This window comes from Clostridium frigoris (genome assembly GCF_018861865.1).
Lineage (GTDB): Bacteria > Bacillota > Clostridia > Clostridiales > Clostridiaceae > Clostridium_AD > Clostridium_AD frigoris.
Genome location: NZ_JAHLDV010000001.1, coordinates 1 through 14,751, shown reverse-complemented (window position 1 = coordinate 14,751; position 14,751 = coordinate 1). Strand labels below are relative to the sequence as shown.

16 protein-coding genes and 5 tRNA genes are annotated in these 14,751 nt (G+C 30.6%); 16 read left to right on the top strand and 5 right to left on the bottom strand.

From position 1 onward, the window contains the following. Positions 1-168 precede the first annotated feature (168 nt). The gene (locus KPL37_RS00105) at positions 169-1,521 is read left to right on the top strand and encodes a bifunctional folylpolyglutamate synthase/dihydrofolate synthase (protein WP_216145340.1); all 1,353 of its coding nucleotides are present in this window, start codon (positions 169-171) and stop codon (positions 1,519-1,521) included. Positions 1,522-1,719: 198 nt separating this feature from the next. Here the strand turns inward: KPL37_RS00105 and KPL37_RS00100 are convergent, their stop codons facing one another. Beyond that, positions 1,720-1,968 (bottom strand): TIGR03905 family TSCPD domain-containing protein, encoded by a 249-nt coding sequence (locus KPL37_RS00100; protein ID WP_216145114.1) that lies wholly within the window; start codon positions 1,966-1,968, stop codon positions 1,720-1,722. 149 nt (positions 1,969-2,117) lie between these two features. Here KPL37_RS00100 and KPL37_RS00095 point away from each other — a divergent pair, with 149 nt between their 5' ends. Beyond that, positions 2,118-2,999, top strand: coding sequence for a YncE family protein (locus KPL37_RS00095; protein ID WP_216145112.1), 882 nt, complete (start codon positions 2,118-2,120; stop codon positions 2,997-2,999). Between the two features lie 45 nt (positions 3,000-3,044). Here the strand turns inward: KPL37_RS00095 and KPL37_RS00090 are convergent, their stop codons facing one another. Beyond that, on the bottom strand, positions 3,045-3,572 hold the full coding sequence (locus tag KPL37_RS00090; protein ID WP_216145110.1) for a DUF4364 family protein: 528 nt from the start codon (positions 3,570-3,572) through the stop codon (positions 3,045-3,047). Between the two features lie 279 nt (positions 3,573-3,851). On the opposite strand from KPL37_RS00090, the gene pdaB reads away from it, so the two are divergent. Together pdaB and KPL37_RS00080 are read left to right on the top strand one after the other, a co-directional pair. Beyond that, positions 3,852-4,601 carry a polysaccharide deacetylase family sporulation protein PdaB gene (gene pdaB / locus KPL37_RS00085; protein WP_216145108.1) on the top strand — a complete coding sequence of 250 codons (750 nt, stop codon included), beginning with the start codon at positions 3,852-3,854 and terminating at the stop codon, positions 4,599-4,601. A gap of 180 nt (positions 4,602-4,781) precedes the next feature. Then, positions 4,782-5,474 carry a single-stranded DNA-binding protein gene (locus tag KPL37_RS00080; RefSeq protein ID WP_216145339.1) on the top strand — a complete coding sequence of 231 codons (693 nt, stop codon included), beginning with the start codon at positions 4,782-4,784 and terminating at the stop codon, positions 5,472-5,474. A gap of 247 nt (positions 5,475-5,721) precedes the next feature. On the opposite strand, the gene dapD is transcribed toward KPL37_RS00080, so the two are convergent. After that, positions 5,722-6,432 carry a 2,3,4,5-tetrahydropyridine-2,6-dicarboxylate N-acetyltransferase gene (gene dapD / locus KPL37_RS00075; RefSeq protein WP_216145338.1) on the bottom strand — a complete coding sequence of 237 codons (711 nt, stop codon included), beginning with the start codon at positions 6,430-6,432 and terminating at the stop codon, positions 5,722-5,724. A 211-nt stretch (positions 6,433-6,643) separates the two neighbouring features. Between dapD and KPL37_RS00070 the strand changes: the two genes are divergently transcribed. Then, positions 6,644-7,801: a pyridoxal phosphate-dependent aminotransferase gene (locus tag KPL37_RS00070; RefSeq protein WP_216145107.1), complete on the top strand. Its 1,158-nt coding sequence runs from the start codon at positions 6,644-6,646 to the stop codon at positions 7,799-7,801. A gap of 155 nt (positions 7,802-7,956) precedes the next feature. Here the strand turns inward: KPL37_RS00070 and dapB are convergent, their stop codons facing one another. After that, positions 7,957-8,712, bottom strand: a complete 756-nt coding sequence (gene dapB, locus KPL37_RS00065; RefSeq protein WP_216145106.1) for a 4-hydroxy-tetrahydrodipicolinate reductase — start codon at positions 8,710-8,712, stop codon at positions 7,957-7,959. Next, positions 8,712-9,605 (bottom strand): 4-hydroxy-tetrahydrodipicolinate synthase, encoded by an 894-nt coding sequence (gene dapA, locus KPL37_RS00060; protein ID WP_216145105.1) that lies wholly within the window; start codon positions 9,603-9,605, stop codon positions 8,712-8,714. The genes dapB and dapA overlap by 1 nt, the downstream gene beginning before the upstream one ends. A gap of 388 nt (positions 9,606-9,993) precedes the next feature. Here dapA and KPL37_RS00055 point away from each other — a divergent pair, with 388 nt between their 5' ends. The 11 genes from KPL37_RS00055 to KPL37_RS00005 form a co-directional block, all read left to right on the top strand. Next, entirely contained in the window at positions 9,994-10,233 is a 240-nt protein-coding gene (locus KPL37_RS00055; RefSeq protein WP_216145104.1) for an alpha/beta-type small acid-soluble spore protein, read from the top strand. A gap of 239 nt (positions 10,234-10,472) precedes the next feature. Next, a complete protein-coding gene (locus tag KPL37_RS00050) occupies positions 10,473-11,210 on the top strand; it encodes a class I SAM-dependent DNA methyltransferase (RefSeq protein WP_216145103.1) in 738 nt (245 codons plus the stop codon). 30 nt (positions 11,211-11,240) lie between these two features. After that, on the top strand, positions 11,241-12,122 hold the full coding sequence (gene hslO, locus KPL37_RS00045) for an Hsp33 family molecular chaperone HslO (RefSeq protein ID WP_216145102.1): 882 nt from the start codon (positions 11,241-11,243) through the stop codon (positions 12,120-12,122). Between the two features lie 276 nt (positions 12,123-12,398). Further along, positions 12,399-12,474 (top strand) — tRNA-Val (locus tag KPL37_RS00040). A 5-nt stretch (positions 12,475-12,479) separates the two neighbouring features. Continuing rightward, positions 12,480-12,556: transfer RNA gene (locus KPL37_RS00035), tRNA-Asp, on the top strand. Between the two features lie 37 nt (positions 12,557-12,593). Beyond that, positions 12,594-12,669: transfer RNA gene (locus KPL37_RS00030), tRNA-Phe, on the top strand. A 5-nt stretch (positions 12,670-12,674) separates the two neighbouring features. After that, a tRNA-Gly gene (locus KPL37_RS00025) sits at positions 12,675-12,749 on the top strand. A 22-nt stretch (positions 12,750-12,771) separates the two neighbouring features. Continuing rightward, positions 12,772-12,846 (top strand) — tRNA-Cys (locus KPL37_RS00020). Positions 12,847-13,057: 211 nt separating this feature from the next. Next, the gene (locus KPL37_RS00015; protein ID WP_216145101.1) at positions 13,058-13,366 is read left to right on the top strand and encodes a hypothetical protein; all 309 of its coding nucleotides are present in this window, start codon (positions 13,058-13,060) and stop codon (positions 13,364-13,366) included. Further along, complete coding sequence (locus KPL37_RS00010; protein ID WP_216145100.1) at positions 13,359-13,610, top strand: Txe/YoeB family addiction module toxin; 252 nt, start codon at positions 13,359-13,361, stop codon at positions 13,608-13,610. The genes KPL37_RS00015 and KPL37_RS00010 overlap by 8 nt, the downstream gene beginning before the upstream one ends. Before the next feature lie 142 nt (positions 13,611-13,752). Then, positions 13,753-14,751, top strand: a 999-nt coding sequence (locus tag KPL37_RS00005; RefSeq protein ID WP_216145099.1) for an IS110 family RNA-guided transposase, incomplete at its 3' end; no start/stop codon positions are given.

Below are 14,751 nucleotides of genomic sequence, written 5' to 3'. Positions count from 1 at the left end.
TATAGGGTATTTCTATGGAAACAAAAAGTAAACAGTTAATAATAGGGTGAAATAGAGAAATTATTATTCTAGGCGAGTTATAATAAGAATAAAAGATTGGCAACTGCATCTAAGTTGGTATAGAATTTAATAGAAAGTAGATATTTAGTTTTGAAAGGAATGATAAGCATGAATTATGATGAGGCTAGATCTTATATAACCAATACAGCCAAGTTTGGTAGCAAACTTGGGCTTGATAGAACTGAAAAGTTATTAGAGCTTTTAGGAAATCCACATAAAAAATTGAAGTGTATACATATTGCGGGGACTAATGGGAAAGGTTCTACTGCGGCAATGGTGAGTAGTATTCTTGTGGAAGCTGGATATAAGGTGGGTTCATATATTTCACCATTTATTGAAGAGTTTGAAGAGCGGATACAAATAAACAATAAAAATATTTCTAAAGATGATTTAAGTGATATTATAACAGAGGTTTCTAAAGCTGTAGAAAAGGTAGTGGAACTTGGATATATTAATCCAACAGAATTTGAAATTATAACTTGTGCTGGATTTTTATATTTTTATAAAAACAATATAGATTTTGCAGTTGTAGAAGTAGGGCTTGGAGGAAGGCTTGATTCAACAAATGTAATTACACCTATTTTAAGTATTATAGCATCCATAAGTCTTGATCATACTTTAATACTTGGAGATACTTTGGGAAAAATTGCTTATGAAAAGGCAGGCATCATTAAGAGGGGAATCCCTGTAGTTGTGTATCCACAAAATAAGCAAAGTTACGATGTAATAGAGAATATATGTAGAGAAAAAAAATGTGAATTAATAAAAGTACCAAGGGATTCAGCTGTATATTTAGGTAAGGAAAATTTAAAGCATTTGGTCGTTAAATCAATTGAAGGAAAAATGGCTTATAAACATAATGCTATTACTCAAAAAATAGAAATTAAAACTATAAATAATGATTATATTATTGATTTAGCACTTTTAGGTAAGCATCAATTACTAAACTGCTCCGTAGCAGTCCATGCTATAGAGGCTATTATGGGCCAAGGCGTCATTATTAGTAAAGCTAACATAATAGCTGGGCTAATGAATGTCGCGTGGCCAGCACGGCTTGAGGTGATGAATAGAAGGCCTTTAGTTGTTATAGACGGTGCCCATAATATCGACGGCATTAAAAACCTTACACAAAGTATTGACATGTATTTTAACTACAACAAGATTATATTAATTTTAGGAATTCTTGCGGATAAACAAGTGGAAGAAATGATAAAAACTATAGTTCCAAAAGCATATAGAGTTATTACTGTTACCCCACACAGTATACGTGCAGAACTTGCAGAGGAATTGAAAGTTCAAGTAGAAAAGTACACATCAAAATGTGAGTCAATTGAAGACTACGATGAGGCTTATAAAAAAGCATTGAGCTACTGCGAAGATGATGATTTGTTATTAGTGTCAGGTTCTTTATACATGGTGGGAGATATGAGAAAAATAATACGAAATACTAATATACATTAAATCATCTCCTTCGGAGCTGAAATATTAACAACTTTGGAAGCAGATTTAGACTGCCACCAAAGCAATTTTACTAGGCTAGACAACTGCCACTTATAGAAGATGGCAGACTTGAAGCTTCCAAAATGTTGTTAAAATTTTAAAAATAAACAAGGTTCATATTATTAGATAACATGAACCTTGTTTTTTTATATAAATTAATTAAGCATTTGCAACAAATTGTTCAAGCGCTAATGCTAATTGGTCAGGACAAGAAGTACTTTTTTCTCCACATTTAATACCCTTAAGTTTTTTTATAGCTTCTTGAACATCCATTCCTTTTACTAGGGTTGAAATTCCAAGTAAATTACCTGCACATCCTCCTGTAAAACTAATATCAGTTATTTTATTATCAACTATTTCAAAATCTATATTTCTTGAACAAACGCCTTTTGGCTTGTAACTATACATATTTTATTCCTCCATTTTTCGAGAATTTATTAGTCTCACTAATTATTATATACTATGAGGTATATTATTTTCAAGAAATTAATTTTTATAAAAACAATGTTAGCAGATTATAACTATCTTCATATTATGGTTATGAGGAGGTGAGGGATTTGAGAAACTTGTATGTATGTAGTACTTCAGCAGATTGCATATCAAAGGTAAACCTAGAGTTATTCGTAGAAGAAGAAAAGATATATTTAGATAAACAAAATCTCAAAAGAATTGGTCCTCATGGTATATATATTTACGAAAATAAGATATTAACAGCTAATAGTTATGATAATAGTATTTCTATTGTTAATATTAATAATTATGAAACAGAAAATTATTTTATAGGTATGCACTGTAATGATTTATCCGTTTATGATAATAAGGCTTATGTTATTTGTGGAGATTCTGATGATATAATAGTTTTTGATTTAGAGAAAAAAAGCATTGTAGAAGCAATTCCTTGTGGTAATTCACCTCACAGTATTTATATTTGTAAGAAAAAGAAGCTTATTATAGTAGCAAATATGAATAGTGATAGTATAACGTTAATAGATTGTGCTCAGAATGGAAATATTAAAGAAATTAGGGTAGGGGCATATCCTACTAAAGCGTTAATTACCACCGATGGAAACTATATTTTAGTTTGTGAGAGTAATATAGGTATGAATAATAAAGGATGTATTAGTATTATTTCATTGAAAAATTATAATGTATTAAATAAAATACCTGTTGGAAATTCTCCTGTGGATATGTATTGCAATGGTGAATACTGTTATGTATCAAATTTTGGAGATGGTACAGTGAGTATATTAGACATAAATAAATACAAAGAGATAAAAAGAATTGAGGTTGGAGGAATGCCTAGAGGAATAATTGAGGATGAAAAATATTTGTATGTAGGAGATAATTATAATAATTTGCTTTTTAGAATTGATAAAATAACAGAAAATAAAAAAGCCATTTCTATTGGCACAGAGCCTACAGGAATGACGCTTATATAAGATGATTAAGCTTTCGTAAGAAGATTAGAAGCTTATTTATGAAGATTAATCGTCAATAAGAAGATTTATTATTTTAGCATAAAGTTTAGAGGGCTCTTTTCTCCATTTGGCGCATAGATTTTGCGCTTGTTTGTTGGATGTTACACTAAGTTTAATATCTATAAGTGTAAAACTATCCTCGGAAGCAATTAGGTTAACTAAATAATTGTTATTGTTTTCTATTGTATAATCAGCACTAACTGTTAGTTCTTTCTTTATGTTTTCAATATGAGCTTTTAAATAATTATCTATAAGTTCAATCTTCTTTTCAGAAATTCTTTCTTTAAATAAGGATAGGACATTATCACCTTTTGGTGAAATGATTAATCTATGTTTACCTTTTTGCTCAGTATGTTTAATCATGTTAGACGCAATAAGTTCTGTAATATATTGTTGCAGAGTAAAATAATTTATAAAATTATTTTCTAAAATAATTTGTGTTATTTGGATATTGGAAATAGGGAGCTTTATTTTATAAAATATATAAAGTAAAAGAAGCTTATTTTCAGCTAATTCTAAAGCATCTTCAAACATATCTGTCCCTCCTTGTAATTATCCTAATCAAAAACAATAGTGAATTGCCTTTTTTATGTAAAATTAACTATAAACATTATAACATAAAAAGCACTGAAATAATTCGGTGCTATTAATTTTTATATTTTATCTCCCACTGAAGTTTTATTTTGGCTAAGATAGTTTACCCCCATTTATAGTAGTGGGAGAAATTCCTTCTGAAATGTCGTTAAATTATACATATTTATTGAGTTTTAGAATATAAATTTAGAGTATAAGGGATAAGGGGAGAAGTATGGTATGAGTTACATAAAAAAGAATTTAATAATATTCTGTATGATTTTCATTGTAGTTTCAACGGTCATAGGATTTTATAACTTTAAAACTAATGGTGCATTTGTTGGAGTACAACGTAAAGTACCAATTTATAACGTAGATACTAAAGAGAAGAAGATTGCAATTTCATTTGATGCAAGTTGGGGTGATGACAAAACAGATGAGATATTAAAAATATTAGATAAGTACAATGCTAAAGCAACATTTTTTGTGGTAGGGGCATGGGTAGATCAATATCCAGATAAGTTAAAAGTAATGTATGAAAAAGGTCATGAAATAGGGAATCATTCTAATAAACATCCTATGATGCCTACAATATCTAAAGAAGAAATGATTAAAGAGATAGATACGACAGATGCTAAAATAATGTCTATAACAGGAAAAGGAACAACACTTTTTAGGTGTCCATCTGGAGAATACAATAATTTAGTAATTGAAACAGTAGAGTCTACGAATCATTATTGTATCCAATGGGATGTAGATAGTATTGATTGGAAAGAACAAGGCGCAGAAATTGAGTACAATAGAGTAATAAAAAATACTAAGCCAGGTTCAATACTTTTATTTCATAATAATGCAAAATATACACCTCAAAACTTATCTAAAATTTTACAATATTTAAAAAATAAGGGATATACATTTGTGAATATTTCAGACCTTATATACAAGAAAAATTATTATATAGATGGAGCAGGAAAACAAATACAAAAATAAATTTTAAATGTATTGAAATTCTATAAGCATTTGTATTATAATGTAAATACCAATTAATATTAATTATGGAAAAATAAATATAAAACAATTATTTTAGTAATAGGTATATTACATCAGAAAAATGAATACTTATATTCTAAGGAAAGCTAATAAAAAAACTAAGGGGAAAGAGGGATTATGATGGATAATGTTATGTTAAATAATAAGATTTATTTAGAAGGAAAGGTAGTATCTGAATTAAAATTTAGTCACGAAATGTATGGCGAGGGGTTTTACGTATTTGATTTTGAGGTATGGAGACTTAGCGAAACAACTGATATCTTAACAATAACAATTTCTGAAAGACTAATAGCGGGAATTGACATTAAGATAGGAAATGAATTCATAGTTGAAGGTCAACTTAGGTCTTATAATAAATTTGTTAATGGATCTAATAGACTGATATTAACAGTATTTGCTAGAGATATTAAAATATGTGAAGAACGCAGTAAAAATCCAAACCAAATATTTTTAGATGGATTTATATGTAAAAACCCAGTATATAGGACTACTCCTTTCGGAAGAGAAATTGCTGATATGCTTTTAGCAGTCAATAGATTGTATAACAAATCCGATTATATCCCTACAATCGCTTGGGGAAGAAATTCTAGATTCTGTAAAAGTCTTGAAGTAGGAGATAATATAAGAATTTGGGGAAGACTTCAAAGTAGAGAATATCAAAAGAAATTATCTGATGATGAAGTTATAAAAAAAGTTGCATATGAGGTATCTATATCCAAGATGGAGAAAGTTACCAAAGATGGTGAAAACACAGTAGAGGGAGATAATGTAGGCGATGAGGAGCAGAGCTTTGAAGTTCTAGACGTTATATAATATATAGTGTTAGTAATCCTTTACTGATTTAATTAATAAATTTAGTAAGTAAAAAAGAGCATATATTACGTAAATTGCATTTGAACAAGCTTTAGTAATTCAAAATAATTTGAATGAAGAGTGCGTTAAAAAAAGTACATGTTTGAGCGATAGCGAGTTTGTACTTTTTAGCATTTTTCATTAATATTATTTTAGAATTACTTAGCGAAGTGAAACGCAATTGTAGTAATATATGCTCTTTGTGCTATTACTTTCTTAAATCATCAAGTAATTTAGTTTTATCTTTAGTTTTAGTATCCACATTTTTTATTATTTTTGCTGGAGTTCCAGCAACTACAACATTTTCAGGGACATCATTTACAACTACTGATCCAGCTGCAACTATAGAGTTTTTACCAATTTTAACTCCTTCGAGTATTACGGAATTTGCTCCAATTAATACATTGTCTCCAATTTCACAAGGACTTTTGCTTGGTGGCTCAAGAACTCCTGCAACTACTGCACCAGCTCCTAAATGAACTCTTTTACCTAGTTTTCCACGTGCACCAACCACAGCATTCATATCTACCATAGTTTCGTCACCAATCTCAGCACCTATATTAATTACAGCACCCATCATTATAACGGCATTCTTACCTATAGTAACCTTATCACGTATAATTGCACCTGGTTCAATTCTTGCATCTATATTTTTAAGGTCTATCAAAGGAATGGCAGAGTTTCGTCTGTCCTGTTCTAGTTTGGATTTTTTAATTTTGTTTTTATACTTTATTAGAAAGTCTGATACCTCTTCACTTTCTCCAAAAAGCATGTAAAAGTCTCCACTACCAAAGTTTTCTATATTTCCGAATTCACACTGTGATAAATCCCCGTCAACATAAAGTTTTATTGGGGTAGCCTTCTTAGCTTCTTTTATGTATCTTGCAATTTCATAAGGGTCTGTTAAATCATAGTTCATCATAGTAACTCTCCTTTCTTATTATAAGTATTAAGCCAAATTATTTTTCTTATGCATTTAATTTTATTATACATACTATAAATCATATAACAAAATCTACATTAAATAAACAAAATGTTATTATTATATCAGAATAATTAAAAAAATACTGATTTTTATTCTATTATATAGTAAAATACTTATAATGCAAACACTAGAAAAGGATGATATTATGAATAATTTGTTTTCAAACAATGTAAATAACGTAGAGATTTCTGGAATTAGAAAGTTTTCTAATAAAGTTACAAAAGTACAGGGTGCAATTTCACTTACCCTTGGGCAACCTGATTTTCCAGTTCCTAAAAACATTAAAAATGCCATGATTAAAGCTATAAATGATAATAAAACGGGTTACACAACTAATGCAGGTATTCCAGAACTTCGAGGTGCAATTTCTGATTTCTTAGCTAAAATGAATATTAGGTATTTAGCGGATGAGATAACTGTAACCGTAGGTGGTAGTGAAGCACTTCTATGTATATTTGCTGCATTTTTAAATGCTGGTGATAAAGTGTTAGTGCCTACTCCAGCTTACCCAGCCTACGCGAGTTGTGTTAAGATTTTTGGTGGAGAAGTTATTAATTATAATCTAAATGAAGACTTTACTATTAATTTTGATCTAATAACTAAACTAATTGATGAGGAGCAGCCTAAGCTTTTAGTTATGTCTCATCCATCGAACCCTACTGGAGCAATATTATCATGCACCGAGCGAGATAAACTTGTTAAAATACTAAAAGAGAAAGATATTTATATAATAAGTGATGAAATGTATAGCTCATTATGTTATGAAAAATATTATTCTTTAGCTCAAATTGATGAATTAAAAAACAAAGTAATTCTAGTAGGCGGATTTTCTAAGATGTTTTCAATGACGGGGCTTCGCGTAGGGTATGTTTGTGCAAGTAAATATATTATGGATAATATAATGAAAGTACATCAGTATAATGTTTCATGTGCCACGTCAATTTCTCAATGGGGTGCATACGAGGGACTACTTTCTTGTACGCATGATGTGGATAATATGAAACTAGAGTTTGAAAAACGAAAGGAATACGTATATAAAAGATTAAAGGATATGGGGATGGGTATAACATCTCCTAGGGGAGCATTTTATATATTCCCATCTATAACTAGATTTTGTATGAGTAGTGAAGAATTTTGTAATAGATTGTTATATGAAGGTAAGGTTGCTGTTGTACCTGGTTCAGCTTTTGGCATAGGAGGAGAGGGTTACATAAGGATCTCGTACTCTTATAGTTTAGAAGTGTTAAAAGAGGGGTTAGATAGAATGGAAAAATGGATTAAATCCTTACCTGTGGTACTGTAATATTTAAACTATGAAATGCATAACTTAGAATAAGGCTACACTCCTTTTAAGATATTTTAAAAGAATGTAGCCTTAATCAACTTTCACGTTTCAAACTCTTATTTTAAGTTACGCAGGAGAAACTTCATGGATGCACTCATATTTTTTATTAAAGTCTAGTTTGACATATTAACTACATCATCCATAGTGTATAGTCCTTTTTCTTTCCCATATATAAATTCACATGCTTTAAGTGAACCTATAGCAAAAACATCTCTTGATATGGCAGTGTGCTTGATTTCAATACATTCGCCTTTTCCTGCAAATATAACTTCATGATCACCTATAATGTTTCCACCACGAATAGCATGAATACCTATTTCTTTAGGTTCTCTTTTGCTTGAGCCATCTCGCCCTTTAACAAAGAACATATCATCGTTTATGGAATCCTTAATAGTATTTGCAAGAAGTAGAGCAGTACCACTTGGAGCATCAACTTTCTGGTTATGATGTTTTTCTATTATTTCAATATCAAAATCTTTATAAAGCATTTTACTAATACTCTTGAGTACATTATTAACAACATTTATGCCTATAGACATATTTGCTGAATGAAATACTGGAATCTCTTTACTTAGGGAATCTATTTTTAATAATTGCTCAGGAGAGAAACCAGTAGTACAAAATATAATAGGAATATTTTTTTCTTTGGAATATTCACATAAGCTATCTAGAGCATCCGGTCTTGAAAAATCTAGAATTACATCTACATCAACTTCACATTTCGATATATCGCCATAACATGGGTAGGTTAAATTAGATGAATCTCTATCAACACCAGCAACAATTGATATTGTTTTAGATGATTTAGCCATTTCAGTAATAACTTTACCCATTTTTCCATTGCAACCGTTTAAAAGCATTTTAATCATTAGTTTTCCTCCTTTAAAGGGATATTATATGTTTCTAGTTCTTTTTTTAAAAATTCTAAATTATTTTCTTCCATTTCACATAAAGGTAGTCTCAAAGGACCAACCTTCATTCCCATAAGATTCATAGCTGTCTTAACTGGGATAGGGTTAGTTTCTACAAATACTGCATTGTTGAGAGGAAGGTACCCAAGTTGGATTTCTAAAGCCTTTGCATGTTCCCCATTAAAATATAATTCACACATATTATGAATGTCAGTAGGAATTATATTTGCAAGAACAGATATAACACCTATAGCACCTAGAGAAAGTATAGGAATAACTTGGTCATCGTTACCGGAGTAAATATCCAAGTTATTTCTGCATAATGCTTTAATTTGAGCTATCTGACCTATATTTCCACTTGCTTCTTTAATGGCTACAATATTTGGTATTATGCATAATTTTAAAAGTGTGGCTGGATTAATATTCATGCCTGTTCTTGAAGGAACATTATAGATAACAATTGGTGAAGTTACACTATTTGCAATTGCTTTGAAATGCTCAACTAAGCCTTTTTGAGTAGTTTTATTGTAGTAAGGCGTAATTACAAGTAATCCGTCTGCTCCTATTTTCTCTGCCCATATACTCATACTTATTGCATCGGCAGTGTTGTTACTCCCGGTACCTGCAATTACAGGAATCCTTTTATTAACTAAATCAACTACAAATTTTATAGTCTCTTTTTTTTCTTGCTCAGTCATTGTAGAAGCCTCACCAGTAGTACCACATACTACAATAGCATCTGTCTTACTTTCAATTTGCCATTCTATTAATTCTTCAAGTTTTTTAAAATCCACTCCTCTTTCGTTAAACGGAGTGATTATTGCAACCCCAGAACCTTTAAAAATACTCATAAGATTACCTCCTCGTAGTTATATGAAGAATAATAATTATTAATTATCATTCATCTTAAAACTATTTTATTTTACTACTATATATCTATTAATTTAGATCGCTTTTAGTGAAACATTTCGTTTTGAAAATAATTTTATTTTGTTAATTAACAATAAATTTAAAGAAGACACGAATAGTCACTAAAATATTTTTCTTTACTATATTATATAACCCATATGTGAAAATATATATACTTTTTTCAAAAAAGATGAAAATCACTCCTTTTTATAAATAAAAATTGATAATTTTAAAAGAAATAATAGAATAATTACTTTTAGATATTATGTATAAAAAAGCTTAATATTGTAAAAAATATATTATATTACAATTATAATTAGGAGGTACATTATGGGAAAAACGCCTTTAAAAAAAGTTATAAAAGCTAAATTAAAAACAAATAAAGAGTTAACTAAGAATGAAATGCTTAGAGAGACTTTGAAATATGAAATAGCAGAAGAATTAGGATTAACTAGTAAAATAGGTGAATGTGGTTGGAGTGGATTAACAGCAGAAGAAACAGGTAGAATCGGAGGATTAATGACAAAAAGAAAAAAAAGTATAAATTTGCCTAAAAATAAAGACTTTTAAAGATATTTATATTAAATTATCTTGGACAATATTTGGTGTATAGGTTAGTATAATATATACCAATATAGTTTTAACGACATTTCAGAAGGATAGTCTCCTATTTTTATAAGTGGGAGTTATCTACCTTAGCCGAAATAAAACTTCAGTGGTAGTATAAATATCGTTCTGAAGTCGTTAATATGCAGCTCCGCCGGAGATGATTTGAAGAAGAAGTTTTTTGGAAAAGGAGAAATGTTAATATGGACTGTTATAAAGAGTTCGCTCGCATATATGATGAATTAATCAATGCTGATATTGATTATAAAACATGGGCAGCTAACATATTATGTATTTGCAAAGGATATAACCTAGACATGGAGAGCTATTTAGATTTAGCATGTGGTACAGGCAATCTTACTATAGAAATTGCAAATGAATTTAAACATGTATGGGCAGTTGATTTATCTAGTGATATGTTAAGTCAAGCAGAGAAGAAAATGCGGGAAGAGCTTATAAAGGCAACATTTGTATGTCAAGATATTAGTAAACTTAATTTGAATAATAAATTTAATCTTATAACTTGTTGCTTAGATTCTAGCAATTATATATTAGAAGAGGAAAATTTTGAAAAATATTTATCAGGAGTTTATAATTTGTTAAAAGAGGATGGTTTATTTGTTTTTGATCTCAACTCTTATTATAAGTTGACTACTGTGCTTGGTAATAATACTTATAATTACGATAGTGATGATGTAGTTTACATTTGGGAAAATTATTTAGAAAATGATATAGTAGAGATGAATTTAACCTTCTTTGTTAAAGAAGGACAAGTATATAGACGATTTGATGAGATACACTTAGAAAAGGCTTATAAAGAAGAATATGTAGAAAGTCTTATAAAAGAAATTGGGTTTAAAATAGTTAAAAAAATGGATAGTTACGAAGATAAAGCAGTAAATGATAAAACAGAAAGAATATGTTATGTACTAAAAAAGTAAAAAATAAATGAGTTTATGGGAGGTAAGGATATGGATAAATTGATTAGAGCTACTGCAAAAGATGGTCAAGTTAGAATAGTTGCAGCAATAACTACGGAATTAGTAAATGAGGGAGTGACCATGCATCAATGTGCGCCTACAGCGGCTGCTGCTTTTGGTAGAATGTTAACAGCGGGTACTCTTATGGGCACACTGCTAAAGTCTGAGAAGGATAGTTTAACACTCCAAATTGATGGAGGTGGTGAGGCGAAGGGAATAGTGGTAACTGCTCACGCTGATTCAAGTGTAAAAGGTTATATAGGAAATCCTAATGCGGATTTACCTGCAAATAAATTAGGAAAACTTGATGTAGGTGGTGCTGTAGGAAAAGAAGGTTATCTAAGAGTTATAAGAGATATGGGACTAAAGGAACCATACATAGGTCAAGTACCAATACGTACAGGAGAAATTGGAGATGACTTAGCATATTACTTTACTGTTTCAGAACAAACACCATCTGCTGTTGGGTTAGGTGTTTTAGTTGACACAGACATGAGTATTAAAGCAGCGGGAGGTTTTATAATCCAAATGATGCCTGACGCAGACGAATTTTTAGCTGATATGATAACATATAGACTTGAAGAAATTCCAGCTATAACTGAGTTTATAGCAAAAGGAATGAGTATTTGCGAAATATTGGAATTTATTTTTGAAGATATGGAATTAAAAATACATGAAGAGGTTAAGCCTATGTATAAATGTGATTGCTCTAGAGAAAGAGTTGAGAGAGCACTTATAAGTATAGGTAAAAAGGATTTAGAAGAAATATATAATGATGATAAAACAGAAGAGCTTAAATGCCATTTTTGTAACAAAAATTACGAATTTAATCATGAGGATATTGGGAAATTAATTAAAGAGGCTAAATCTTAAACAATAATTATGTTTTTAAATGGTAACATAGGAGAATATAATTATATATTGAAAATCGTAGATAAATGGAGTAAATTCAATTATTTGCGATTTTAATCGATATAATCATGAATATGGACTATATTTAAGGTTGACAGTTTCAAGGAAATTTTATAATATAGTAAAGTAGTGATCGACGAAGTAGTAAGTAATCAAGTATATAAAACAATTAACACATAAAGTTGTTGACAAGTTTTATGAAATGATGTAGACTATAATAGTTGCATTAATACATGTGGGAGCATAGCTCAGCTGGGAGAGCATCTGCCTTACAAGCAGAGGGTCATAGGTTCGAACCCTATTGTTCCCACCACATATGGCTCAATAGCTCAGTTGGTTAGAGTGCCGCCCTGTCACGGCGGAGGTCGAGGGTCCGAGTCCCTTTTGAGTCGCCATTTAAATCTAAAAAATTTAAAAAATCAAAAACATTAAGGCTAAATAGCTCAGTCGGTAGAGCAGAGGACTGAAAATCCTCGTGTCCCTGGTTCGATTCCGGGTTTAGCCACCAGTGTTGCGGAAGTAGCTCAGTGGTAGAGTGCCACCTTGCCAAGGTGGACGTCGCGAGTTCGAATCTCGTCTTCCGCTCCAATTATTTCACAACCAATAATATGGCGCTATAGCCAAGCGGTAAGGTCAAGGTCTGCAAAACCTTTATTCCCCGGTTCAAATCCGGGTGGCGCCTCCAAAGTATTAAAAAGTAGTCTAGATACTGATATTTCAGTATCTAGACTACTTTTTTTATTTTATAGGAAACAGTTTGCCGAAATCGCTGTGGATAATATTCTAGTTAAAAAATAGATAGAAAAAATCAGATAAATATGAGATGGTTAAATCATGAAAAAAGTAAGATTACCATAAAATAAATATTTGAAGATATTTATCCAAAGTTTTGGAAATTGATTAAAGAAAAGTATCCTGAAAAGATGAGAGGACATATGAATATTGAAGTAATGAAAATGATAAGATGTGGAGATATTTCATTAGGTTTTGTTGAGTACATATGTTTAAAATGTCTGGAATTATTTAAAATACGATTTACTCGCGAGCGTCGTGACAACGTGGTTATGTTATCTGAATCGGCATATAATAACCTTATGGAAAATTTGTACGTTAGAAGTGATCCCACCTGTTATAATGAATTGTTGAAATCTATTGATCAATTAAAAATGGGAAAGGGAATTACAAAGGAACTTCTTGATGAATAAGATTTTTTCAGAGGTATCATGGGAGCATTATATATATTGGCAGTCAGAGGATAAAAAAGTATTAAGAAAAATTAATGAACTTATAAAAGACATTGAAAGAAACGGAAATGAAGGTCTAGGAAAGCCAGAAGCATTAAAGCATGAGTTGGCCGGCTATTGGAGTCGAAGAATAACAAATGTTCATAGACTTATATATAGTATTGATGATGAAAATATCTATGTTGCAAGTTGCAAAGGACATTAGCATTAACTTTAAAAGATAAAAGGAGCATTCCTGTTATGAATTAAAATGAACTTTGAAAAAAAGAGCACCTGCTGATAAAATACAGGGTATAACAGTTGCAACTTTTATCCCTAATTTATAATTATCAGTGGAGGTACTCAATATGAATTATACACAAAATGAAAAGATAATGTCAATAACAGAAAGTACATTAGTTATAGGAATTGATATCGCAAAGCAATTTCAGTATGCGAGAGCGTTCGATTATAGAGGTATAGAGCTTAGTAAAGTTAAATCTTTTGAAAATACAGCAGCAGGCTTTAAAATATTTCAAGAATGGTTAGAATTGGTAGCTAAAGAAAATAAAAAAGATAACATAATTGTAGGTCTGGAACCTACAGGGCATTACTGGTTTACATTGGGAAACTTTTTAAAGGAACTAGGGATTAAACTTGTTCTAGTTAACCCGTTTCATGTTAAAAGAAGCAAAGAGTTAGATGATAACTCTCAGACTAAAAATGACCTTAAAGATCCAAAAACAATTGCAAAGCTTGTTATTGATGGTAGGTATTCTCAGCCTTACATTCCGGAAGGAATATACAGCGAGCTAAGGATAGCAATGGGTATGCGAGAAAGCCTTACCAAAAATTTAAATATAATTAAAAATAAAGTAGATCATTGGTTAGACAAATACTTTCCTGAATTTAACGATGTTTTTGCTGATTGGGAAGGTAAAGCTGCATTGATGTCATTAACGGAGTTTGCTACACCAGAAGAAGTTTTATTTACAGGTGTGCAGCAAATAGTTGCAACATGGAGAAAAGAAATTAAACGTGCCGTAGGCAATCAAAGGGCAGTAAGACTTGTTGAAGCAGCTAAGATTTCTATTGGAATTAGAGAAGGCATTAAAATGGCTAAGAGAGAGCTTGAAGCTAACTTGGAACAGTATGAACTATATTTGAAACAAAATGAACAATTAGAGGTAGAAATTGAGGAATTGGCTTTTCAGATACCTGGGGTCAAGGAGATGGTATCTATTAAAGGTGTAGGAATAATGACGGCTGCAGGGTTCATTGCTGAAGTTGGTGATATAAAAAGATTTACACATCCAAGCCAAATTCAAAAACTTGCAGGGTTAAATCTGATTGAGAATAGTTCAGGT

What these genes read in the sequence shown, in the direction of transcription:
- KPL37_RS00105 (WP_216145340.1), top strand. Translation starts at nt 169, where the DNA reads ATGAATTATGATGAGGCTAGATCTTATATAACCAATACAGCCAAGTTT.
- KPL37_RS00100 (WP_216145114.1), bottom strand. Translation starts at nt 1,968, where the DNA reads ATGTATAGTTACAAGCCAAAAGGCGTTTGTTCAAGAAATATAGATTTT.
- KPL37_RS00090 (WP_216145110.1), bottom strand. Translation starts at nt 3,572, where the DNA reads ATGTTTGAAGATGCTTTAGAATTAGCTGAAAATAAGCTTCTTTTACTT.
- pdaB (WP_216145108.1), top strand. Translation starts at nt 3,852, where the DNA reads ATGAGTTACATAAAAAAGAATTTAATAATATTCTGTATGATTTTCATT.
- KPL37_RS00080 (WP_216145339.1), top strand. Translation starts at nt 4,782, where the DNA reads ATGGATAATGTTATGTTAAATAATAAGATTTATTTAGAAGGAAAGGTA.
- dapD (WP_216145338.1), bottom strand. Translation starts at nt 6,432, where the DNA reads ATGAACTATGATTTAACAGACCCTTATGAAATTGCAAGATACATAAAA.
- KPL37_RS00070 (WP_216145107.1), top strand. Translation starts at nt 6,644, where the DNA reads ATGAATAATTTGTTTTCAAACAATGTAAATAACGTAGAGATTTCTGGA.
- dapB (WP_216145106.1), bottom strand. Translation starts at nt 8,712, where the DNA reads ATGATTAAAATGCTTTTAAACGGTTGCAATGGAAAAATGGGTAAAGTT.
- dapA (WP_216145105.1), bottom strand. Translation starts at nt 9,605, where the DNA reads ATGAGTATTTTTAAAGGTTCTGGGGTTGCAATAATCACTCCGTTTAAC.
- KPL37_RS00055 (WP_216145104.1), top strand. Translation starts at nt 9,994, where the DNA reads ATGGGAAAAACGCCTTTAAAAAAAGTTATAAAAGCTAAATTAAAAACA.
- KPL37_RS00050 (WP_216145103.1), top strand. Translation starts at nt 10,473, where the DNA reads ATGGACTGTTATAAAGAGTTCGCTCGCATATATGATGAATTAATCAAT.
- hslO (WP_216145102.1), top strand. Translation starts at nt 11,241, where the DNA reads ATGGATAAATTGATTAGAGCTACTGCAAAAGATGGTCAAGTTAGAATA.
- KPL37_RS00010 (WP_216145100.1), top strand. Translation starts at nt 13,359, where the DNA reads ATGAATAAGATTTTTTCAGAGGTATCATGGGAGCATTATATATATTGG.